At 61.4% G+C, this 22,215-nt stretch carries 22 protein-coding genes and 3 tRNA genes; 18 read left to right on the top strand and 7 right to left on the bottom strand.

The genetic code is table 11. The features are described from left to right. Window positions 1-128 precede the first annotated feature (128 nt). The 5 genes from lon to Q0974_RS12685 all read left to right on the top strand — a co-directional run bounded on the left by lon (window position 129) and on the right by Q0974_RS12685 (window position 4,541). The gene (gene lon / locus Q0974_RS12705) at window positions 129-2,537 is read left to right on the top strand and encodes an endopeptidase La (protein ID WP_299328124.1); all 2,409 of its coding nucleotides are present in this window, start codon (window positions 129-131) and stop codon (window positions 2,535-2,537) included. A gap of 159 nt (window positions 2,538-2,696) precedes the next feature. Beyond that, window positions 2,697-2,969, top strand: a complete 273-nt coding sequence (locus Q0974_RS12700; RefSeq protein WP_299328122.1) for an HU family DNA-binding protein — start codon at window positions 2,697-2,699, stop codon at window positions 2,967-2,969. A gap of 135 nt (window positions 2,970-3,104) precedes the next feature. Continuing rightward, window positions 3,105-3,179 (top strand) — tRNA-Val (locus tag Q0974_RS12695). 203 nt (window positions 3,180-3,382) lie between these two features. Next, window positions 3,383-3,459, top strand: a tRNA-His gene (locus tag Q0974_RS12690). Window positions 3,460-3,491: 32 nt separating this feature from the next. Next, the gene (locus Q0974_RS12685; protein WP_299328120.1) at window positions 3,492-4,541 is read left to right on the top strand and encodes a Glu/Leu/Phe/Val dehydrogenase dimerization domain-containing protein; all 1,050 of its coding nucleotides are present in this window, start codon (window positions 3,492-3,494) and stop codon (window positions 4,539-4,541) included. Here Q0974_RS12685 and Q0974_RS12680 read toward each other — a convergent pair. Continuing rightward, window positions 4,538-5,443: a DMT family transporter gene (locus Q0974_RS12680; RefSeq protein WP_299328118.1), complete on the bottom strand. Its 906-nt coding sequence runs from the start codon at window positions 5,441-5,443 to the stop codon at window positions 4,538-4,540. The two genes, Q0974_RS12685 and Q0974_RS12680, sit on opposite strands and share 4 nt — an antisense overlap. Before the next feature lie 80 nt (window positions 5,444-5,523). Between Q0974_RS12680 and ccmC the strand changes: the two genes are divergently transcribed. The 6 genes from ccmC (at window position 5,524) to Q0974_RS12650 (ending at window position 10,475) form a co-directional block, all read left to right on the top strand. After that, window positions 5,524-6,240: a heme ABC transporter permease CcmC gene (ccmC, locus tag Q0974_RS12675; RefSeq protein ID WP_299328116.1), complete on the top strand. Its 717-nt coding sequence runs from the start codon at window positions 5,524-5,526 to the stop codon at window positions 6,238-6,240. Between the two features lie 138 nt (window positions 6,241-6,378). Continuing rightward, the gene (gene ccmE, locus Q0974_RS12670; protein WP_299328115.1) at window positions 6,379-6,810 is read left to right on the top strand and encodes a cytochrome c maturation protein CcmE; all 432 of its coding nucleotides are present in this window, start codon (window positions 6,379-6,381) and stop codon (window positions 6,808-6,810) included. Then, on the top strand, window positions 6,807-8,732 hold the full coding sequence (locus Q0974_RS12665; protein WP_299328113.1) for a heme lyase CcmF/NrfE family subunit: 1,926 nt from the start codon (window positions 6,807-6,809) through the stop codon (window positions 8,730-8,732). Before ccmE ends, Q0974_RS12665 begins: the two co-directional genes overlap by 4 nt. Continuing rightward, window positions 8,729-9,310, top strand: coding sequence for a DsbE family thiol:disulfide interchange protein (locus tag Q0974_RS12660; protein WP_299328111.1), 582 nt, complete (start codon window positions 8,729-8,731; stop codon window positions 9,308-9,310). The genes Q0974_RS12665 and Q0974_RS12660 overlap by 4 nt, the downstream gene beginning before the upstream one ends. A gap of 113 nt (window positions 9,311-9,423) precedes the next feature. Further along, the gene (locus tag Q0974_RS12655) at window positions 9,424-9,810 is read left to right on the top strand and encodes a cytochrome c-type biogenesis protein (RefSeq protein WP_299328109.1); all 387 of its coding nucleotides are present in this window, start codon (window positions 9,424-9,426) and stop codon (window positions 9,808-9,810) included. Further along, on the top strand, window positions 9,810-10,475 hold the full coding sequence (locus Q0974_RS12650) for a tetratricopeptide repeat protein (RefSeq protein ID WP_299328107.1): 666 nt from the start codon (window positions 9,810-9,812) through the stop codon (window positions 10,473-10,475). Before Q0974_RS12655 ends, Q0974_RS12650 begins: the two co-directional genes overlap by 1 nt. Here the strand turns inward: Q0974_RS12650 and ald are convergent. Further along, window positions 10,472-11,566 (bottom strand): alanine dehydrogenase, encoded by a 1,095-nt coding sequence (gene ald / locus Q0974_RS12645; RefSeq protein WP_299328105.1) that lies wholly within the window; start codon window positions 11,564-11,566, stop codon window positions 10,472-10,474. The genes Q0974_RS12650 and ald overlap by 4 nt on opposite strands. Window positions 11,567-11,749: 183 nt before the next feature. On the opposite strand from ald, the gene Q0974_RS12640 reads away from it, so the two are divergent. From Q0974_RS12640 to Q0974_RS12630, 3 genes are read left to right on the top strand one after another with little or no spacing between them, the layout of a single operon-like run. Further along, the gene (locus tag Q0974_RS12640; RefSeq protein WP_299328103.1) at window positions 11,750-13,654 is read left to right on the top strand and encodes a KUP/HAK/KT family potassium transporter; all 1,905 of its coding nucleotides are present in this window, start codon (window positions 11,750-11,752) and stop codon (window positions 13,652-13,654) included. 11 nt (window positions 13,655-13,665) lie between these two features. Next, window positions 13,666-14,241 (top strand): NTP transferase domain-containing protein, encoded by a 576-nt coding sequence (locus Q0974_RS12635; RefSeq protein ID WP_299328101.1) that lies wholly within the window; start codon window positions 13,666-13,668, stop codon window positions 14,239-14,241. A gap of 1 nt (window position 14,242) precedes the next feature. Next, window positions 14,243-14,758 carry a 2'-5' RNA ligase family protein gene (locus Q0974_RS12630; RefSeq protein WP_299328099.1) on the top strand — a complete coding sequence of 172 codons (516 nt, stop codon included), beginning with the start codon at window positions 14,243-14,245 and terminating at the stop codon, window positions 14,756-14,758. Window positions 14,759-14,765: 7 nt separating this feature from the next. Here Q0974_RS12630 and Q0974_RS12625 read toward each other — a convergent pair whose 3' ends face one another. Continuing rightward, window positions 14,766-15,179: a DUF3775 domain-containing protein gene (locus Q0974_RS12625; protein ID WP_299328097.1), complete on the bottom strand. Its 414-nt coding sequence runs from the start codon at window positions 15,177-15,179 to the stop codon at window positions 14,766-14,768. A gap of 147 nt (window positions 15,180-15,326) precedes the next feature. Here Q0974_RS12625 and Q0974_RS12620 point away from each other — a divergent pair. Further along, a tRNA-Met gene (locus Q0974_RS12620) sits at window positions 15,327-15,403 on the top strand. A 125-nt stretch (window positions 15,404-15,528) separates the two neighbouring features. Then, window positions 15,529-16,473 (top strand): thioredoxin-disulfide reductase, encoded by a 945-nt coding sequence (gene trxB, locus Q0974_RS12615; protein WP_299328095.1) that lies wholly within the window; start codon window positions 15,529-15,531, stop codon window positions 16,471-16,473. On the opposite strand, the gene Q0974_RS12610 is transcribed toward trxB, so the two are convergent. The 4 genes from Q0974_RS12610 to Q0974_RS12595 are packed head-to-tail and all read right to left on the bottom strand — an operon-like array spanning window position 16,470 to window position 19,289. After that, window positions 16,470-17,285: a hydrolase 1, exosortase A system-associated gene (locus Q0974_RS12610; RefSeq protein WP_299328093.1), complete on the bottom strand. Its 816-nt coding sequence runs from the start codon at window positions 17,283-17,285 to the stop codon at window positions 16,470-16,472. The two genes, trxB and Q0974_RS12610, sit on opposite strands and share 4 nt — an antisense overlap. A 2-nt stretch (window positions 17,286-17,287) precedes the next feature. Further along, window positions 17,288-17,983 (bottom strand): hypothetical protein, encoded by a 696-nt coding sequence (locus tag Q0974_RS12605; RefSeq protein ID WP_299328091.1) that lies wholly within the window; start codon window positions 17,981-17,983, stop codon window positions 17,288-17,290. Beyond that, a complete protein-coding gene (locus Q0974_RS12600; protein WP_299328089.1) occupies window positions 17,980-18,252 on the bottom strand; it encodes a phosphopantetheine-binding protein in 273 nt (90 codons plus the stop codon). The genes Q0974_RS12605 and Q0974_RS12600 overlap by 4 nt, the downstream gene beginning before the upstream one ends. Before the next feature lie 32 nt (window positions 18,253-18,284). Continuing rightward, on the bottom strand, window positions 18,285-19,289 hold the full coding sequence (locus Q0974_RS12595) for a GNAT family N-acetyltransferase (RefSeq protein ID WP_299328087.1): 1,005 nt from the start codon (window positions 19,287-19,289) through the stop codon (window positions 18,285-18,287). A 59-nt stretch (window positions 19,290-19,348) separates the two neighbouring features. Here Q0974_RS12595 and Q0974_RS12590 point away from each other — a divergent pair, with 59 nt between their 5' ends. Both Q0974_RS12590 and Q0974_RS12585 read left to right on the top strand, forming a co-directional pair. Next, window positions 19,349-20,863: an acyl-CoA ligase (AMP-forming), exosortase A system-associated gene (locus tag Q0974_RS12590; RefSeq protein ID WP_299328085.1), complete on the top strand. Its 1,515-nt coding sequence runs from the start codon at window positions 19,349-19,351 to the stop codon at window positions 20,861-20,863. After that, on the top strand, window positions 20,860-22,107 hold the full coding sequence (locus tag Q0974_RS12585) for a pyridoxal-dependent decarboxylase, exosortase A system-associated (protein WP_299328543.1): 1,248 nt from the start codon (window positions 20,860-20,862) through the stop codon (window positions 22,105-22,107). Before Q0974_RS12590 ends, Q0974_RS12585 begins: the two co-directional genes overlap by 4 nt. Window positions 22,108-22,215 lie beyond the last annotated feature (108 nt).

The following is a 22,215-nucleotide window of genomic DNA, read 5'->3' as shown; positions in this document are numbered from 1 at the left end:
CTTAAATGGCGCGACTGGCCGATAACCCGGCCGTCATGCACATCTTTGCTGCGCCGCGACATTGATACGCCAACCCGGCACACCATATAATCGGGAAGCCGGGCATATGCCCGAGGTTGGAGTTTTTGATGACCGTATCTTTGCCTGTTCTGCCCCTGCGCGACATCGTCGTTTTCCCGCATATGATCGTGCCGCTGTTTGTCGGCCGTGACAAATCGGTCGTATCGCTCGAACGTGCCATGGCGGCGGACAAGACGATTTTTCTCGTCGCGCAGCTTGATCCGGCCGAAGATGATCCCGATCGCGAAGCGCTCTACAATGTCGGTGTCACGGCGACCGTTCTCCAGCTGTTGAAACTGCCGGATGGAACGGTGCGCGTGCTTGTCGAGGGGCAGCAGCGTGCGTCGCTGGAAGATATTCACTATCGCGACGAGCATCTCATTGCCGATATCGCGTTGATCGACGACAAGTCTGCAGAGGGCCCCGAAGTGACGGCGCTGATGCGGTCGACCGTCGAGCAGTTCGAAAATTACGCCAAGCTCAACAAGAAGATCCCCGAGGAAACGGCAGTGCAACTCGGCCAGATCGAGGAAGCGTCACAGCTTTCTGACGCGGTTGCCGCCAATATCGGCGCGAAGGTTGCCGATAAGCAGACGATGCTGGTCGAACGCGATCCGTCGAAGCGCCTCGAAATGGCCTTTGCCTTCATGGAGGGCGAACTCGGAGTGCTGCAGGTCGAGAAGAAGATTCGCAGCCGCGTAAAGCGCCAGATGGAGAAGACGCAGCGCGAATATTATCTTAACGAACAGATGAAAGCGATCCAGCGCGAGCTTGGTAACGAAGAGGGCGAGGAGGGTGATGAGCTCGCCGAACTTGCCAAGAAGATCAAGGAAACGAAGCTTTCCAAGGAAGCGCGGACCAAGGCGCAGGCCGAGTTGAAAAAACTCAAGGCCATGGCGCCGATGTCGGCCGAGGCGACGGTCGTCCGCAACTATCTCGACACGCTGCTGGGCCTGCCTTGGGGCAAAAAGGCGAAGCTCAAAAAGGATATCGGCGAGGCGCAGAAGATCCTCGACGAGGATCACTATGCGCTGGAAAAGGTGAAGGACCGGATCGTCGAATATCTCGCGGTGCAGGCGCGCACCAACAAACTCAAAGGCCCGATCCTGTGCCTTGTTGGCCCGCCCGGTGTCGGCAAGACCTCGCTCGGCAAATCGATCGCCCGTGCGACGGGACGCGATTTCGTGCGCCAGTCATTGGGCGGCGTGCGTGATGAGGCGGAAATCCGCGGCCATCGCCGCACCTATATCGGTTCACTGCCGGGAAAAATTGCCAGCAATCTGAAAAAGGCGGGCACATCGAATCCGCTGTTCCTGCTTGATGAGATAGACAAGCTTGGCCAGGATTTCCGGGGTGATCCGGCATCAGCGCTGCTTGAGGTTCTCGACCCCGAGCAGAATGATAAATTCCAGGACCATTATCTGGAGATCGATCTCGACCTTTCGGACGTGATGTTCGTGACCACGGCAAACTCGCTCAACCTCCCGCAGCCGCTGCTCGACCGGATGGAGATCATCCGACTCGCTGGCTACACCGAAGATGAGAAGGTGGAGATCGCCAAGCGCCACCTGCTCCCGAAGCAGATCGAAGCGCATGGGCTCAAAGAAGGCGAATTCGCGCTCGAAGACGATGCGCTGCGCGGGATGATCCGCAACTATACGCGCGAAGCCGGCGTCCGGACGCTTGAGCGCGAAATCGCCAAGCTGGCGCGCAAGGCGCTGCGCGAGATTCTCGAGGGCGATACGGAATCGGTCACGATCACGCCCGATAATCTCTCCGATTATCTAGGGGTGACGAAATTCCGCTTCGGCGTCAGCGAGGAAGAAGATCAGGTCGGCGCGGTCACGGGTCTCGCCTGGACCGAAGTCGGCGGTGAGCTGCTGACGATCGAAGCGGTCACGGTGCCCGGCAAGGGCCAGATAAAAACGACCGGCAAGCTTGGCGAGGTTATGCAGGAATCGATCCAGGCCGCGATGAGCTTCGTAAAGGCCCGCGCGCCGAGCTACGGAATCAAGCCGAGCGTGTTCGGTAAGAAGGATATTCACGTTCACCTGCCCGAGGGTGCCGTGCCAAAAGATGGCCCTTCGGCCGGCATCGGTATGGTGACGGCGATGATCTCGACACTGACCGGCATTCCCGTCAGCCGCGAAATCGCGATGACCGGCGAAGTGACGTTGCGCGGTCGCGTGCTGCCGATCGGCGGCTTGAAGGAAAAGCTGCTCGCGGCATTGCGTGGTGGCATCAAGAAGGTGCTGATCCCCGAAGAGAATGAAAAGGATCTGGCGGACATTCCGGAAAATATCCGTGACGGTCTCGAAATAATCCCCGTCGGCCATGTCGATGAGGTGCTCGGGCTCGCGCTCACGAGTCAGGTCGCGCCGATCGAGTGGAGCGACGCAGACGAGATCGCGACCGATCCGAGTCCGCAGATCGCCACTGGAGTCCCGGGCGATGGAGAACCGACGGTACGTCACTAATTCGCAACAAAAACGTCGTTTTAGCTCAGAAACGACGGAATTTTACCGTTTTTGTTGGCTTTTAGGCTTTACAGCAGAGGGTCAATTGGACTTAGATGCGCAGGTCGGCATTGCCGTGAGTCATAATTCTACAAGATACATACAAGGGGTGCGGAGAGCATGAACAAGCAAGAACTGATTTCTTCCGTCGCGGATGCTTCGGGTTTGAGCAAAGCCGATGCGGGCAAAGCCTGTGAAGCGGTGTTCGATACGATCACGAGTGCGCTTAGCAGTGGCGGCGAAGTTCGCCTCGTCGGCTTCGGAACATTCTCGACGACCGAGCGCAAAGCGTCGACCGGCCGTAACCCGCGGACGGGCGAGCCGATGCAGATTCCCGCATCGACGCAGCCAAAGTTCAAGGCTGGCAAAGGCCTGAAGGACGCCGTCAACTAGACGGATCAATTTGTCCGGCGTTTTACCGGACGGCTTGTGGCTATGCCGTAATGGCCACGGAAAAGGGCGGGCGCTTTCGGCGCTCGCCTCTTTTCTTTCCGGGCACTTCGATTACATGACGCGAGAGATGGTGCCGGGCGCGTAGCTCAGCGGGAGAGCACTGCCTTCACACGGCAGGGGTCGCTGGTTCAATCCCAGCCGCGCCCACCAGCCTTCGCTGCTTTACAGCTTCGGCTGGCAAGCCAGCCGATTAGTGGAGCAAAGCGAAGGCTGCGCGCCGTAGCCTTGGCGAAGGCGGGCTAGTTGCTGTTGGCTTCTTCAGCGCTCAAAAATCCGCTCGTAATTATATTACAAAGCATTGACGCTGGGGCACTCGCGGCCCTATGTGCGCTGCTGGCTTTGCGCCGTTCATGGCGATCGTAGTTCAATTGGTTAGAATGCCGGCTTGTGATGCCGGAGGTTGCGGGTTCAAGTCCCGTCGATCGCCCCATTTTCCGCTCACCGGCTACGCAGGAATACCGAATGTCCGCGACCTGGGACCTTCCCGATTATGACGACCATGAAGCTGTGCATCTGTTCCGGGATGCCGAGAGCGGATTGAGCGCCATTATCGCGGTGCATTCGACGCATCTCGGCCCCGCGGCCGGCGGCGTGCGATTCTGGCATTATGCAGACACGACACGCGCCATCACCGATGCGCTGCGCCTGTCGCGCGGCATGAGCTTCAAAAATGCGATGGCCGGACTGCCGATGGGCGGCGGCAAGGCCGTTATCCTTGCCGATCAGGCAAAGCGGAAATCGCCGGAGATGCTGCGTGCCTTCGGGCGCGCGATAGACGGTCTGGCTGGCCGCTATGTGACGGCGGAAGATGTCGGCATGACGGATGAAGACATGGTCGTGATCCGCGGTGAAACCGACCATGTGTCCGGCCTGCCGGTCGAAAGCGGCGCGGCGGGCGGCGATCCGGGTCCCTATACGGCGCTCGGCGTGTTTCTCGGTGTAAAGGCCGCCGCGAAACGCGCGCTGGGCGTCGACAGTATCAAGGATGTCCATGTCGCGATTCAGGGCGTCGGCAGCGTCGGGGGCGGTCTCGCCAAGCTGCTCGCGGAAGAAGGCGCGCGCATTACTTTGGCCGATGTCAGCATCGAGCGCGCCCGGGCGTTCGCGACCCAATATGGCGGCGAAGCGGTGGAAGCGGACGAAATCCTGTCGATCGAAGCCGATATCGTCAGCCCCAACGCGCTCGGCGCCATTCTCGACGAACAGAGCATCCCGGCACTGCGATGCGCAGCCGTCGCGGGCGGTGCGAACAATCAGCTTGCAACGCCCGCTGACGGTCAGCGCATCTACGATCGCGGCATTCTTTTCGCGCCGGATTATGTGATCAACGCCGGCGGCATCATCAATGTCGGTCTCGAATATCTCGGGCAGGGCGACGAGGCGGAGGTAAAGGCCCGCATCGCGCAGATACCCGAACGGCTCGAACAGGTGTGGCAGGAAAGCGAAGAAACCGGCGCGCCCGCGGCGGATGTCGCCGATCGCATAGCCCGCCGCCTGATCGGTCGCGCCTAGACTATGACCGGCCGTGCAGGCCGAGTCCGCATCCGCTCTCGATAGAGGGTATAGAGCCCGCTGCCGATAATGATCGCCGCGCCGCACCAGGTCGCAAACGACGGCATGTCGGACCAGATCAGCCATCCCAAAGCCACCGCCCAGAGCAGTTGGACGTAATCGAACGGCGCCACGACAACGACGGGTGCGACGCGCAACGATCCGGTGAGCAGCAATTGCGCGGTGCCGCCCAATATCGCGATGGCGATCATGATGGCCCAGCCTTGCCAGTCATGCTGGGCGCCGAAAAAGGGTACGATACAGCCGGTCCCGACCGCCGATATCAGCGTGAACCAGAAGACCGTAGTCAGCGCGCGCTCCGTCTTGCTGATCTGCCGGATGGTAATGATGACGCAGGCCACGCCGAACGCGGAAATCAGCGCGACGATCAACCCGTCGAGCGGCAGGCTCATATCATGCGGCTGCATAATGATCAGAACGCCCGCAAACCCGATCAGCACTGCGCTCCAGCGATGCCAGCCCACCCTTTCGAGCAAGAAAACCGCCGATAGCAAAGTCGCGAAGATCGGCGCTGCGAAGCTGATTGCCGTGGCTTCGGCAAGCGGCAACAAAGTGATTGCCCAATAACCGAATCCCATTGCGACGAAGCCGATCACGGCGCGCCACAGATGCGCTAAAGGCCTGCGCGTCTTGATGATCTGCAATCCCGGCCGCCACAGGATCCACAGAAATAACGGCGGCAAGGCGAAGGCGAACCGCCAGAAGATCATCTCGATCGGGTGCAGCCCATAGTCCGCGCCGATCTTCACCATAGCCGCCATGAATGCGAACACCGTCGCGGCGAGAATGCGCAAGACGATACCGGCCACAGGCCGTTGTTCTGGAAGGGAAAATTCGGTCAAGTCGATTCCTGTGCGGATTCTCTACGGGCGGTCGTCTTATGCTTTTCCCGGGGCTGAAGCTACGCTAAGACACGGCCAATATGCATGTTTTCGCGAATCCAACCCGCTTTCTCTCGATCGCACGGCCGCTGACGCCTTGGCTGTTCTGGGGCGGCTTTCTGCTCGTCGGAACGGCATTCGTGATAGGCCTTGTCTATTCGCCGCCGGACTTTCTCCAGGGCGAACTCGTCCGGATCATGTATGTCCATGTGCCTACAGCCTGGCTTGGCATGGCCGGGTGGAGCGGCATCCTGGTCGCAAGCATCATGCAGCTTGTCTGGCGTCACCCACTGGCGGGTATTGCCGCCCGGGCCATCGCCGCGCCCGGCGCATTGTTCACGGCATTATGTTTGCTAACCGGTTCGATCTGGGGCCGCCCGGCCTGGGGAACCTGGTGGGTCTGGGACGGACGCCTGACATCGATGTTGGTTCTGCTCTTCCTCTATTTCGGATTCATGGCGCTGGCATCGGCGAGCGAGGAACGCGCGAGCATCAGCCGGGTCGCTGCGATCTTCGGAGTTATCGGCGCGATCAACCTGCCGATCATCCATTATTCGGTAACCTGGTGGAATTCGCTGCATCAACCCCAGAGCATTACGTTGAGCGGATCGGCGATCGACAGCTCCATGCTCTGGCCGCTGGCGATTTCGACATTGGGCTTCACGCTGCTTTTCGCGGCCATCGTGCTATTCCGGATGCGCGCCATTATCGCGGGCATCCGGGTCGAGGCGCGGCTGCGGAGACTGGCGCAAGGATAGCATCATGGAACCATGGCCTTTCATCATCGCCGCCTATGCGTGCACTATAGTTGGTACAGCCGGGCTGACGCTTTGGAGCTACGCGCAAATGCGCTCTTCGGAAGCCCGGATGAATGCGTTGCAGGAGGATAAGCGCTCATGAAGGCGAAACATCAACGCCTGACACTCGCCATTATCGCCATAGTTGCGGTCACCGCGGCCGGATTCCTCGCACTGTACGGGCTGCGGGACAATGCAGCCCTGTTCCGCACGCCCGGAGAGATAGCCGCCGAACCAGTGCCTGTAGGGCAAGCCTTTCGGCTTGGTGGTATGGTTGCGCAAGGCTCTATCGAAGAACTGCCGGACGGCGTTTCGATCCGCTTCCTCGTCCAGGATGCCGAGGCCCAGGTTCCCGTTATCTATGCCGGTATTACGCCGGATTTGTTTGCAGAAAATTCCGGTGTCGTAGCTGAGGGCTCTTTGAACGCGGACGGCGTTTTCATGGCCGACCATATTCTCGCCAAGCATGACGAGAATTACATGCCGCCGGAACTCGCGGACGTCGAACTGGTAGGAGATCCGCGCCAGTGATCGCCGAAGCCGGTCTTGCTGCCCTTTGGCTCGCCGCGGCGTTGTGCGGTCTCCAGCTCGTGTTCGGTATCATGGCGTTGCGCTCCGATGGCACGGGTGCGGTGAACGCGATCCGGCCCGTCGCGATCATTCAAGGCCTGTTGACCGTTTTTTCGTTCGCGATGCTGGTCTGGCTGTTCATGCGCACAGATTTGTCGGTCGAACTCGTGGCGGCCAACAGCCACTCGGCCAAGCCGATGATATACAAATTCTCGGGAACCTGGGGCAACCATGAAGGCTCGATGCTGCTCTGGGTCGCGATTCTCGCGCTCTCCGGTTCGCTTGTCGCAATGTTCGAAAAACGGCTGAAGGAGCGGACGCTGACGGCAACGCTGGCGGCACAGGCCGCGATCGGCCTTGGGTTTTACGCCTTTTTGATCTTCGCCTCAAATCCCTTTGCGCGGCTCAGCCCGGCCGCCGTAGAGGGCAGGGGGCTCAACCCGCTATTGCAGGACCCGGGCCTCGCCTTCCATCCCCCGACGCTTTACGTCGGCTATGTCGGCCTTTCGATTGCCTTCTCCTTCGCGGTCGGCGCATTGCTGACACGCGATGTCGGACCGACATTCGCGCGCGCGATGCGCCCCTGGGTGCTCGCCTCCTGGATATTCCTGACCATCGGCATCGCGGCCGGCAGCTATTGGGCCTATTATGAGCTGGGCTGGGGCGGCTGGTGGTTCTGGGATCCGGTCGAGAATGCCTCGCTCATGCCTTGGCTCGCCGCGACAGCCTTGCTGCACTCAGTCACCGTGCTCGCCACGCGCGATGCGTTGCGCGCCTGGACGATCATGCTGGCCGTCGTCGCCTTTTCCATGTCAATGCTGGGCACGTTCCTCGTCAGATCGGGCGTGCTCACCAGCGTCCATGCTTTCGCCGTCGATCCGCAGCGCGGTGGCTTCATTCTCGCCTTGCTGATCATCTATATCGGTGGAGCGCTGGCGCTGTACGCAACGCGGGTGAGTACCGTCCGTGAGGGCGCGCAATTCGAATTTATGAGTCGGGAAGGGGCGCTCGTCGCCAACAATCTCCTATTATCGGCGATACTCGGCATCGTGCTGATCGGCACGCTTTACCCGCTGGGCGTTGAAGCCGTGACCGGGGAGCAACTCTCCGTCGGCCCGCCCTATTTCAACGCAACCGCCGGGCCGCTCGCCTTGCTGCTGGTCGCCGCCATGGCCGTCGGCCCGCTGCTGCGCTGGCGGCGCGATAGCTGGCGCAACGTCATGAACCGCATATCGCTGCCCGTGCTCATCACGGCTCTCGCGCTGATGGCGCTCGTATTCCTGGCTTCGCCGATCGGCATATTGCCAATGCTCGGCCTGATGCTGGCTGCGGGCGTCGCGGCCGCCAGCATTGCGCCGCTCTGGAAACGCAATCTGCGCCGCACGCCCATGTTTATCTACGGCATGGTGATCGCGCATCTCGGCATAGCCGTCAGCATGGCGGGCATGGCCTTCGAAAGCGCCTTTAGCGAAGAAGTGCTCGTCGCTTCGGCGCCCGGCGAGACGCATCAGGTCGGGCCGTATTCGGTCACCTTCGATGGAACGCGCCCGGTCGCGGGCCCGAACTGGACCGCCATAGAGGGCGGCCTGACGGTCCAACGCGGCGATGGCGATCCGTTCGTGCTGGCACCGCAATCGCGCATGTTTTCCTCGCCTCAGACCGAAACCAATGAAGCCGCCATACGCACAGGCTGGACCGGGCAGCTCTATACCGTGCTCGGCAGCACCGACGGAAACGGACGATCGCAACTGCGTCTCTGGTACAAACCGTTTGTGACGCTGATCTGGTTCGGTGCGCTGCTGATCGCGCTAGGCGGACTGTTGTCGCTGATCGGTCGCGTGCGGAGGGAAAAGCGCGCCATGGAGCGCGAGGCATGGGCATGACCGGCGATACATCGACCATCGCGCCAGAAAAGCCGCCATCGCGGCGGCTCCTGCTTTGGGTGCCGTTGATCGTAGCGGCGGTCTTTTTCGGTTTCTTTGGCTATGCGCTCTATTTCGGCAACAGTTCGCCGCAGCAGCGCGCTATCGAATCGCAGCTGATTGGCGAACCAATGCCGGAATTCTCGCTCGAGCCCTCGCTGCCCGGCCGACCCGGTCTCAGCAGCACCGATCTCGCCACGGGCGAACCCCGTCTGCTCAATTTCTTCGCCAGCTGGTGCGTGCCGTGCATCGCAGAGGCGCCCCAGCTAATGCAGTTGCGCGATGCCGGCGTGCAGATCGACGCGATCGCTGTGCGCGATCGCCCGGAAGATGTGTATGCTTTCCTGCAGCGCTGGGGCGATCCCTATCAGCGGATCGGCGCGGACATGCAGAGCGAAGCGCAATTGGCGCTCGGATCGTCCGGCGTTCCGGAAACCTTCGTCGTGGATGGCGACGGCGTGATCGTGCATCAGCATATCGGCGATATCCGGCCCGAACATGTGCCCGAAATCCTGGCCGCACTGGAAAATGCGCAATGAGGGATGTCATCGAACGTCAAAGTGCTCCTGCGGAGGCAGGAGCCCAGGGCCGCAAGCGCCGTCGTCGGCCACCCTGGATTCCTGCCTTCGCAGGAATACTGATATGTTCATTCGTGGTCTTCTCATCGCCCCTCCACGCACAATCGCGAACACCCGAGGCCGAGTGGGCGAACCGCCAGTTGCCCGATCCGCAGCAGGAGGCGGAGGCCACGGCATTGATGGAATCGCTGCGCTGCCTTGTTTGCCAGGGCCAGTCCATCGCCGACAGCGATGCCGAAATGGCTATGGATATGCGCGCACTCGTCCGTCGCCGGATCGCCGCAGGCGAGGAGCCGGATGAAATCCGCAACTGGCTGGTCGACCGCTATGGCCGCTGGATCACCTATGATCCGCCGATCGACAGCGTGACCTGGCCGCTCTGGCTGTTGCCGATCCTGCTGCTCGGCATCGGTATCTGGCTGGCGCGCGGCCGCTTCCGCAGGCGGCGCAAGGAAAGCTGATGGGCTGGTTCGCGGCGGTCGGACTGATCGCACTGGTTATTTTCTGGCTCTGGCGTGTGGCTGAGTTTCGGGGGCGCAAACTCGAATGGCTGGGCGCGGCGCTGCTGATCGGGCTGGCGGGCTATGCCTGGCAAGGTAGTCCGATTCTGGAAGGGCGCCCGACCGAAGACCGGCGCGATCGGCCGCCCGAGGGGAGCACCGACGTCAACGAAGCGTTTCTCGACAATCGCGACGCATCGTCGGAGCGCTGGATCGAATTCGCCGAGGCCCTGAACAGGGTCGGCAACCATATGAACGCCGCGCATGCCATTCAGAACGGCCTCGATAACGATCCGGACAATCCCGACCTCTGGGTGGCCTTGGGCAACGCGCTGCTATTGCATGGCGAGGGGCAGATGAACCCGGCGGCCCAGCTGGCCTTTGAACGCGCAGCGCAGCTCGCGCCCGACCATCCCGGCCCGCCTTTCTTCCTCGGCTTGGCGCTAGCTCAGGCGGGACAACTCGACGACGCTGAGGCGACATGGCGCGCCTTGCTCGAGCGCAGCGCGCCCGAAGCGCCCTATCGCGCGGACCTCGAAAGCCGGCTTGCCAGCATCGCGCGGTCGCAGGGGCGCTCAGTAGAACTACCGGAAGCGCCCCCGCAGGAAGCGGAGAGCGAATCCTAGTTAAACGGCAGGTCGAGTGCTTCGGCGACGGCCTCGTAACGGATCTTTCCCTCCGACACGTTGAGACCAGCGGCAAGGTGCGGATCGTCCGCCATCGCCTGTGCCGGCCCCTTGTTCGCAAGTTGGATCACATAGGGTAGCGTCGCATTGTTGAGCGCGAAGGTGGAAGTCCGGGCGACTGCGCCGGGCATGTTCGCCACGCAATAATGAATGATACCCTCTTCCTCATAAACGGGCTCATCATGCGTGGTTGCGCGCGACGTTTCGAAACAGCCGCCCTGGTCGATAGCGATATCGACGATTACCGAACCGCGTTTCATCGTCTTCAGCATGTCTCGGGTGATCAGCTTTGGCGCCGCACCGCCCGGGACGAGTACCGCGCCGACGACGAGATGCGCCTCCTGAACCGCCGCCGCAATCGCGGCCTTCGAGGCATAGCCGGTCTTGATCGACGCGCCGAAATGCGTCGAAAGCTCGGCCAGACGGTCGTTGCTGATATCGTAGATCGTGACATCCGCACGCAGGCCGACGGCCATTTGCGCCGCGTTGAGGCCCGCCACGCCGCCGCCGATAATAGTCACCGTGGCCGGCGCAACGCCTGGCACGCCGCCGAGCAATATGCCGCGTCCGCCTTGTTCCTTCTCCAGATAATGCGCACCGGCCTGAATCGACATCCGCCCGGCCACCTCGCTCATCGGTTTAAGCAGCGGAAGCGAGCGATTGGGTGAGGTCACCGTTTCATAGGCAATACAGGTGGCGCCCGATTTCATCAGGCCTTCTGTCTGTGGCTTGTCCGCCGCGAGATGGAGATAGGTGAACAGGATATGCCGCGGTTCCAGCATGGCAACCTCCTGCGCTTGCGGCTCTTTGACCTTAACGATCATGTCGGCCGCGGCGAAGACTTCCGCCGCCGTATCGACGATAGTCGCGCCGACCGCGCGATAGTCATCATCGCCGAAATCGATACCGCAACCGGCCTGGGTTTCGACGACGACCTCGTGACCGGCTTGGACGACATCGAATACCGAATCCGGCGTGAGGCCGACCCGGTATTCGTGGTTTTTGATTTCCTTGGGGATTCCGACGCGCATCGACGCCTCCTGAGATTGATAATGACCGGCCTATAGCGGCCCGTTTCACGCTTGTCCTCCCATTGCGAACCGGCCGATCTCGTGATAGGTCGCCCGCTTTGCCGCACCGCGCAGGAAAGGCCGGATAGCGGCGGCTGATGCAGCATTCGCCTTACGCATATCGGGGGTCCGCATTCGTCCGAAATGAGTGATTCACGCACCGCTCAGGCCGTTTCCGGTCCGCCTACACGCGATGGGGCTGTCGCGAAGCTCGCGCTCGGCGCCATCGCCATCGTATTCGGCGACACCGGCACCAGCCCGATGTACGCTTTCCGCGAAGCCTTTGCCGGTCATCATCCGCTCGCGCTGAACACGCTGCACCTCTACGGCGTACTCAGCCTGATATTCTGGGCCATGATACTGGTCGTCACAGTCAAATATCTCACAATCTTCATGCGCGCCGATAACCGGGGGGAGGGCGGCAGTCTTGCGTTGCTGGCGCTCATGGGTGGCAAGAATGCCGGCAGGATGTGGAGCGCCGGTCTCGTTATGCTCGGCATTCTCGCTACCGCGCTATTCTATGGCGAGGCGATGATCATGCCGGCCGTGTCGATGCTGGGCGCGGTCGAGGGATTGGCGGTCGTCAACCCGTCGCTGAATGGATGGATCGTGCCGCTGGCTGTGTTCATCCTGATATTTCTGTTTCTGATGCAGCGCCCCGGCCTCTCCAGGATCGGCGTCTTTTTTGGCCCGATCATGCTGCTCTATTTCCTCGTGATCTCGGTGCTGGGCATCCTCAGCATCGTCCAAAGTCCGGAAGTCCTGTGGGCGCTCAGCCCGCATTTCGCCGCACAATTCTTTATGGCGGAGCCGCTCAAGGCCTTTCTCGCGCTCGGCGCGGTGGTGCTCGCGGTTACGGGCGCTGAAGCGCTCTACTCGAATATGGGTCATTTCGGCCGCAAGCCGATCGGCCTGTCCTGGCTGGTTTTCGTCCTGCCTGCGCTGATGCTCAGCTATCTGGGGCAGGGGGCGCTGGTGCTGCGTGACGGCGAAGCGATCATGGCCAACCCGTTTTTCTTACTTGCACCGGGCTGGTTCCAACTGCCGCTTTTGATCATCGCGATCCTTGCCGCGACTATCGCATGCCAAGCGGTGATTGCGAGCGCATTCTCGGTCACTCAGCAAGCCATCCAACTCGGTTTCATGCCGCGCTTGCGGATCAATCACCGGGACACAGCCACGGTCGGTCAGATCTATATCCCCGTGGTCAATTGGGCGTTGATGATCGTCGTGGTCATGCTGGTGCTCACGTTCGGAACGGTTTCGAACCTTACGGCTGCTTACGGAATCGCCGTCACCGGCGTGATGCTGCTCGATACCTGTCTGCTGGCCGTGCTGCTTTTCACCTTCTGGAAGTGGAACAAGCTGCTGGCCGGCCTTCTTGTCGGCCTCTTCTTCTTCGTGGACCTGCTATTCTTTGCGTCCGCTCTTACGAAATTCGCCGATGGCGGATGGGTGCCCCTGGCGATCAGTGGCGTGGCTTTCATCCTGCTTACAAGCTGGGCAAAGGGCCGGTCTTTGCTGATCGCGCAGATGCGCGAAACCGCCATGCCGGTTCAGGTATTCGTCAAATCCGCCGCCGGAGAGGCGACGCGCGTGCCGGGTACGGCAGTCTTCATGACGACATCGCCAGAGGGCGTGCCGCATGCGCTGCTGCACAATCTCAAACATAACAAGATACTGCACGAGCGGATCGTTCTGCTCACCGTATCGATCCTCGACCGGCCGCATGTCAGCGAGGAAGATCGCGTGAAATATGAAGATCTCGGCGCTGGCTTCTATCGCATCATTCTGCGTTATGGCTTTATGCAGGATCCAAACGTGCCCGTGGCGCTGGAAAAGGTGACGACCTGTGGCCCAGCGTTCCGCATGATCGAAACCAGCTTCTTCCTCGCCCGGCAGACATTACTGAGTTCGGAAAATCCGCAAATGGCGCCGTGGCGCGAGAAGCTGTTTGCATGGATGCTGCGCAATGCCGAAACCGCCATGCAGTTTTTCCGTCTGCCCACCAACCGGGTGATCGAACTCGGCAGTCAGGTCGAAATCTAGAAACGGTTGTAATGCGTGCGGCGATTGTCCTCGCGGCTGGCCAGTCCCGGCGTTTCGGCGCAGCCAACAAGCTGCTCACCATCTATCGCGGCAAACCCTTGGTGCATTGGGCTATCGAAAGCGCCCTCGCGGCGCCTGTTGGCAGGGTAATCGTCGTCATTTCCCGCGATGATAGACTCATACATGCTGCGTTAGGTCGATTCAGGAGCGATCGTCTCGGCGTCGCCGTAGCGCTGCATAGTGGCCGCACACGGCGTGCCAGCCTGTTGCGCGGATTGCAGGCGCTCCGCGATGCGGAACGCGAGAGCTTCGTCTTTCTGGGCGATCTACCGCATATCCCAGCAGGAATAACGGGCAGGCTCGCCGCCCACACCAAACCCAACGCTTTGGCGATCCGGGCCGGGCATCGCGGCGGACCCGGCCATCCTGTGTTGATCCAAGATACGCAGACGGTCCGAAATCGGCTCGACGCTGGAGAAGCGCCGTTTATGGCAGAGGAGGTGCATATGATCGAAGGCGGTCCCGGCGTGATCGCGGATATCGATCGACCGGGCGATCGGCGCGCCATCCCGCGCAGGAGGTGCTGATATGAACGAGACCGCCGCCCCGATTATCGTCTCCGCCCTGTTCGGCGATGCCGATTTCGCCTTTTTCAACGGCCTGCGCCGGCAGCATTTTCCGCCGGAGCGCAATGTGATCGACGCGCATCTCACCCTGTTCCATCATCTGCCGCCTAGCATCGCGGGGGAGCTCAAGCATCGGCTCGATGCGGAAACGCGTGACGCTCCGCAGCCCAAAGCGCGCTTAAGTGGCATCATGTCGCTCGGCCGCGGCGTCGCCTTCCGGATCGACTCTCCCGATCTCGCGGTTATTCGAAACGGCCTGGCCGATGCGTTTTCAGGCTTGTTGACGCCGCAGGACCAGCAAGGCTGGCGGCCGCATGTCACGATCCAGAACAAGGTCGAACCCGCCGAAGCGAAGCGCCTGCTTGCCGAGTTGTCGGCGGATTTCAGACCGCGGCCCGTAGATATATCGGGAATCGCCTGCTGGTATTATCGCGGCGGCCCTTGGGAGTCTCTCTCACGCCACATGTTCGCGCGCTAGCGCCGGATCAGTCGATCTGACCGATACCGTCGCAGCTCAGATCGAACGCTTCCAGCCCGGCCTCCAGATAGGCGGCCAGCATCGGCATATCCATCAGCTGTTCGGTAACCGGATCGCTATCCGGATCGCCCGCTTCCTCAAGCGCTTCCTCCCAATCGGTCGCGTCATAGGTGCCGTTTCCAACCCATGCGAGCGCGAGCAATTCGGCCTGTTGATCCTCGGCTAGATCGTTGATCGCAGCCTCTATCTCTTCTTCGACCGAATCATTCTTTTCGTCGATCATCACATCGTATTCATCGTCGGTCGATATCGGGCCGTCCTCATCCACTTCATCGGGTTCGTTCGAGGGGACTTGCGCATCCCATTCGCGCGCGCGGACGATGATCCGGCAAATCATGTCCAGCGGTGTTTCGAGTTCCATTCGCGTATCTCCTGCGGGCAGCCTTTGCTCTCCAAACCCATCATATCCTATCCGAGTTCCGTGACACTATCGAATCGGTTGACCCTGTTCGGCACGGTGCCTATAGGCCCCGGGCGCGCATGTGCAGCGCTCGCCTTGGCGCACCGGGGCGGAGTAGCTCAGTTGGTTAGAGCAGTGGAATCATAATCCATGTGTCGGGGGTTCAAATCCCTCCTCCGCTACCAAATTTCTCTTTTCCCCGCCCAAGCAATGCCAGCCTGTTGCGCGCTTGCGCGGGGCCGGGCAGGGCACCTATCTCAGAGCTGCACATCGAGTGGGAATAGCCATGGCAGAAACGCATCGCACCAAAATGCTTATCCTCGGATCCGGGCCTGCCGGCCTGTCCGCCGCGATCTATGCGGCGCGGGCGGGGATGGAGCCGATCGTCGTCCAGGGCCTCGAGCCCGGCGGACAGCTAACGACCACCACTGAGGTCGAGAACTATCCAGGATTCGCCGACATCATCCAGGGCCCCTGGCTGATGGAGCAAATGCAGCAACAGGCGGAAAATTGCGGCGCGCGCATGATGTGGGACAGTATCGTCGAGGTCGACCTGTCCAAGCGGCCGTTCCGGATGAGAGGCGATGGCGGCGATGAATATGTCGGCGATGTCCTGGTGATCGCGACGGGCGCACAAGCGCGCTGGCTCGGCATCGAGAGCGAAGACCGACTGCGCGGCAAGGGCCTTTCGGCCTGCGCAACCTGCGACGGTTTCTTCTTTCGCGGCAAGAAGATCGCGGTCGTCGGCGGCGGCAATACGGCCGTCGAAGAGGCGCTCTATCTGACCAATCACAGCGATGATGTTACCCTGATCCACCGCCGCGACGAGCTGCGCGCGGAGAAAGTTCTGCAGGACCGCCTCTTTGCCCATCCCAATATCACCGTGCTTTGGGATAAGGTTGTGGATAAGTTTGTGGGTGACGGTGATCCGGAAGGCCTGATCGCCATCGATCTCAAAGACACCAAAACCGGCGAAATTTCCCAGATTCCTGCGGAGGGCGGCTTTATCGCGATCGGCCACGACCCGGCGACGGCGCTGTTCAAGGGCCATCTCGAGCTGGATGAGGATAACTATATCAAAGTCGAGACCGGCAGTACGCGTACCAGCGTGCCCGGCGTCTTCGCCTGTGGCGACGTGATGGACAAGATTTACCGTCAAGCGGTGACGGCTGCCGGGACGGGCTGCATGGCAGCGCTCGATGCCGAGAAGTTCCTCGCCGAAAACGAATTCGAAGCGGAACTCGAAACCGCCTAGTTCGCTGTCTCGAACCGGCGAAGCGTGGCGAGGCAGCTCTCCAGCAGCTGTTCGAAATCGCCGTCGCGCGCGAAGCTGTGCGCATCGGTATCGATCGTATCGGTCGTGAACCGGCTCTCCCCGGTCAGTCCCGCCAAAGCTCCTTTGCGCCATTCATCGTCGAAGGCGATCGCGGTCGCGTCGTCCTTGGCCAGCACGATATGGGCTGGCGTGGACGACTCGGACAAAGCTTTCGCGACCCGTTCGCCCAAACTACCCGCCGTCTGCCGCGGTTTGGCGATCTTCAAAACACCGCTCACCGCCTTGCGATAGTCGATGCCGCCGGTCAGCGCGCGCTTCCAGCCCGAAAGGCTCAACAGCTGATCGCGATAATGGCTCTTGATCGCGGCGGGCGGGGGCTCGTTCGCGCCCGCCTCGACAACCCAGGGATTGGCGAGGATCATGGCGTCCACACCGCATTGGCGATGGTAGAGGCAAAGCGTCGTGGCGCCATCGCACAGACCGAAACCGACGATATGATCGAGCGCCGGTACCTTCTCGCGGAAGGCCGCGACCGCCGCTGCAAGATCGGGCGCACTGGCCTCAAACCCCGGATCGTCCCCCGAACTGTCGCTGACCCCGCGCCGGTCATAGCGCATGACCGGATATCCGGCTTCGGCCAAGGCTGCGGCAAGCTGTGCAAAGCCCCGATGCGCGCCGAAACGCGTTTGCCCGCCGCCGGTGACGATGATGACGCCCGTCCGGCCATTCGCCGGATCAAACGAAGCCGCCAAAATTTCGCCGTCGCAATCGAAAGTGAGTTGGGCGCGCACGATCAGCGTATCCTGTCAGCAATTGCATCGGCCAGACGCGTAGCTAGTTCGGGAGAACCGCTAGGTTCGGCGCGCCGCCAGAGCGGAGTCCCTTCGATCGTAACGTCGGCATCACCATGCTCACTCTCGAGGCGGATGGTGATGGTATCGTCCGCGCTCTTCAGTTCTGCGTCGCGAACGGCGCGGGCCATATCCGCGGCGATCGGATAGCCGCCGAGATTGGTTGACCCTTCGTCGAATACCGATTTTTGCGCGTCGCCATCGAAATCGGGATCGGTGAGGCTGCGCGCGCGAATGAGATCGCGGATCAGGCGTTTTCCCGCCACAGGTGAGAATCGGATGTGCCGTATGCCCTGCACGGTATCGTCCAACAGGCATCCGCCCCGCACTGCCAGTATCGCGGTTGCGTCGGCCTCTTGGGCCGCATCGCGAACGGCATGACGCCAATCGCTCCAGCTGACATCGGAGAGCAGTGTTTCGCTCTCGCCGGTCCCGGGCAAATCCGGCAGATGGGTGGCAACATCGGAACCGGCGAGTGTCCGCATTAGATCGGACAGCAGCTTGCGGGTGCGGTTCAGTTCTTCGAACAGCGGCGGGATGATGAGGAGCCGAGGCCCACCCTCGGGTCCGAAACTCATCATCGGATGCTCGGCGCCCTGCGATTCGTATCGCGAGAATCGCGGGGCAAGGGGCGTCACTGCAGCGCCTTTTCCTTGGCGAAGGCGAGGAGATTACCGAAGGTTTCGAGCATTTCGGCCTCGAACTCGTCATCCTCGATCCAGATGTCGAGACGATCCTCGATTTCGGTGAGCAGGCCAGCGACTGCCATGGAATCAAGTTCGGGGATCGCGCCGAACAGCTCCGTATCCCCGTCAAAGCCCGCGACCTCGGACGCGTCGAGACCGAGAACGTCGACAAGCGCCGCGCGCAGCGTTTCCTCGACCTTATCGGCGGCTTCGGTTGCCATCACTTACTCCCCTGCACAATGGTTGCGCCCGCCTAGTCGCTCGAAGCGCGGCGGACAAGGCCCGAGAGCACGGTGCGCGCCAAGGATGGCCAGGCTGCGGGCCGACCAGGGTTGAGCATGTCGAGCCTGTAGAGCGGCCGCGCGCCATCCATCCAGTCCGCCTTATAGCCTTGGTTACCCGTGCCATAATCGATGATATCGGGCGCATCCTGTTCGATAACGTGCTGGAACATCGCGTGGCTCAGGATCGAGCCCGGCGAAAAGGACTTGGCGCTCTCCGAATAGGCCAGTTTGTAAATCGTCGCCTGGTCATTCTCCACATGCCAGAATTGCGCGGCCACGGGCACGCCCTCCCGATAGGCAATGCCAAGCCGCAACGTGCCAGCTTCGCCTTCCGTCTCCGCGAATTCGCGCATGAAGCTCCAAGACCCTTCTTCGGGCTTCCAGCTTTCGGCATAGACCTGGCGGTAATCGTCCCAGGCCTGCTCATCGAAAGTGCGGTGGATAACGATGTCGAGATCGGCCTTTTTGCCCTTGCGCTTCACCGTGCTGCGCAGTTTTCCGGGCCGCGCCTTCCAGAAGCTCTCGAAATCGGATGGTCCGGAAAGCTGCCAGTTCTCGGTCGCCACGCTCTTGGAGACCCGCCAACCCGCTTTCTCAAAGGCTCGTGAGATCGGAGTGGGGTCGGCGATCGGCTCCAGCGATATCGTGGCAAACCCTTTCAGCTGTTCGGCGATGGCGGCAAGCAGTCGCTCGTCCTCGCTTGTGCGCACGGCGTCATATTCGAGTGTGTACCAGCTTGCCAGCGCCTCAGCATCGCGCGCGCCGGTCTTCCAAAGAAACAGCCAAGCCGCCGCCGTATCGCAGCGCGCACGGGCGACAAGCGGTTGCGCATCGGCGCTCCCGCAATGCCGCAACGTCATCTCGAACCAGCTCATCCGGTCGTACAGTTTCGATTGATGCGCGCGCGCCAAGGCGTCGCCGGCATCCGCCGCCGCATCGGCCAGGCTATCGAATAGCTTTACGTTAACGGTCATGACGCTATCCCGGTGACAGCCGCGAAGCGGCGCGTGACGCCACCATCTAGCTGGAAGCCATGACGAAAGCCTTAAGTCCCGATCCTGAGCCGCGCCCGCTCGATCACTTGCCGTCATGCGGGACGTCCGGCGATGTCGCAATGATCGACAAGCAGGGCGCGCTCGATTTTGCAGGGTTGGAGCAGGCCGTTGGGGCACTGGCAGCATGGCTTTCGGCGCAGGCGCTGGAGCCCGGCGACCGCGTGGCGTCATGGTTGAACAAGACCCGGCTCGCCTGTCTGATGCCGCTGGCGACGGCGCGGGCGGGGCTTGTCCATGTTCCGGTCAATCCGCTGCTAAAACGCGCGCAGGTCGCCCATATTGTCGCCGATAGCGGCGCAAAGCTGCTGATCGGCGGCAAATCGCGCCTCGGATCGCTGAAATCGGACGATATTCCGGGTGATTGCCGGGCGGTGGAAGAGGGAGAACCGGCGCTCGACGGCCCCATCATGCCGCCATCGGACGGCGATCCGGACAGTCTTGCCGCCATTCTCTATACATCGGGCTCCACGGGCCGTCCCAAGGGCGTGATGCTCAGCCATGCCAATATGTGGCTGGGTGCCGTCAGCGTCGCGCATTATCTCGGTGTTCGCCCAAGTGACCGCACTCTATGCGTGCTCCCGTTCAGCTTCGATTATGGCCAGAATCAGCTGCTTTCGAGCTGGTATGCCGGCGCATCGGTCGTGCCGTTCGACTATCTGATGGCGCGTGACGTCACGAAGGCGGTCGGGCGTCATGACGTCACAATCCTGGCCGGCGTCCCGCCGCTCTGGGTGCAGCTCACGGAGATCGAATGGCCGCCGGAAAATGCCGGAAAACTTAGGGTTCTGACGAATAGTGGCGGCAAGATGCCCGTGCCGCTGGTCAGGGCGTTGCGCCAAACCTTTCCTGACGCCGTGCTGCATTCCATGTATGGGCTCACCGAAGCCTTCCGATCCACCACCTTGCCGCCAGAATTGATCGACGCCATGCCGGAAAGCATCGGTACCGCCATACCCTTTGCCGAGATCATGGTGGTCGCGCCGGATGGCTCCGAATGCGCGCCGGACGCGCCCGGCGAACTGGTTCATGCGGGGCCGTTGGTAGCCCTCGGCTATTGGCAAGATCCTGAAAGAACAGCGCAACGTTTCAAACCTGCGCCCGATTTCTCAGATTATGGCGGCATGGCCGTATGGTCGGGAGACACCGTAATCCGCGATGCCGAGGGCTATTTGCGCTTTGTCGGGCGCGATGACGCCATGATCAAGAGCGCGGGCAATCGCATATCGCCGAGCGAGGTCGAGGATGCGGCAATCGAAAGCGGCGAAACCGCGGAAGCCTGCGCTTTTGGCGTATCGGACGCGCGACTGGGCCAGGCAATCCGGCTCGTCGTGCGCGGGGAGGGCGGTCCGGCCGACGAGGCGCTGAAACGCTATCTGAAGACGGAACTCCCCAATTTCATGCAGCCACAGGATATCATCTGGCAGGACAACTTACCACGAAATCCTAACGGTAAGCTCGATCGCACTGAAATAGAACGGAAATGGGGCGTATGAAACCGATCGGACCGATTCCCACCGCCTTCGCCGCGCAGAAAGGCGAACTCACGATCGGCGGTGTCGGCGTGCGTGCGCTTGCCGAAGCGGCGGGGCGAACGCCTTTCTATGCCTATGACCTACAAATCGCCTCGCGTCAGGTCGAGCGCTTCCGTGCTGCGATGCCCGAGGCGGTACATTTGCATTTTGCCGTAAAAGCAAACCCGCATCCTGCTGTTATCAAACATTTTATGACGCTGACGGATGGTCTCGACATGGCCTCGGCGGGCGAGTTGGAGCGGGTGCGCGATTGCGGGGCCGATATGGGGCATGTGAGCTTTGCCGGCCCGGGCAAACGCGATGCGGAGCTCGAACTCGCCATTTCGCTCGGCGCAACGCTCAATCTGGAATCGGAGAGCGAGTGCGCCCGCGCCCTGAAAATCGGCGAGAAACTGGGCATTACTCCGCGGCTTGCAGTGCGCGTGAACCCCGATTTCGAGCTGAAAGGCTCTGGGATGAGCATGGGTGGCGGCGCGAAGCCGTTCGGCGTGGACCAGGAACGGGTGCCGGCGCTGGTCACTGAAATCATCGCGTCCGGCGCGGATTGGCGAGGTTTTCACATCTATTCGGGCTCACAGTCGCTCGATGCGGATGCCATCGCCGAGAGCCAGAAGGCGAGCCTGGCGCTGGCGGCTGAACTGGCTCAGGCCATTGGAGAAGCGCCGAAAAGCGTCAATCTCGGTGGTGGCTTCGGTATTCCTTATACGGCCAATGACACGCCGCTCGATGTTGAAGCCATTGGCGAGCAGCTTTCCACGGCGCTCGACGCGCGCGACGAAGTCCTGCGCGACACGCGTTTCATCATCGAACTCGGCCGCTGGCTGATCGGCGAAGCGGGCGTTTATGTCGCGCGAATTCTCGACCGCAAGGTGAGCAAGGGTCAGCTGTTCCTCGTGACGGATGGCGGGATGCATCACCATCTCGCGGCTTCCGGCAATTTCGGCATGGTCATGAAGCGCAACTATCCGGTGGCGATCGGGTCCCGCATGGGCGCGGAAACGGTCGAGAGCGCGACGATTGTCGGCCCGCTTTGCACGCCGCTCGACAAGCTGGCGGCCGATATCGCCATCCCGCAGGCCGAAATCGGCGACTATGTCGCGGTTTTCGCGTCCGGCGCTTATGGTTTAAGCGCCAGCCCGGTTAACTTCCTCAGCCACCCGATTGCCGCGGAAATCGTGGTTAACGGCGGAAAAATAACCATTTAGCTCAACACCAATTTAACCCTTTCCGGTGCATGACGCACGAGAGAAAGGGCCGGAATCCCTCGCGCGTATTGCAGGGAGTGACGTCATCGGCCCCGAAAAGAAGGGCTT

The organism is Parasphingopyxis sp. (assembly GCF_028279465.1).
Classification (GTDB): domain Bacteria; phylum Pseudomonadota; class Alphaproteobacteria; order Sphingomonadales; family Sphingomonadaceae; genus Parasphingopyxis.
The sequence above is the reverse complement of the archived record's forward strand: the minus strand, read 5'-3'. Positions and strand labels throughout refer to the sequence as shown.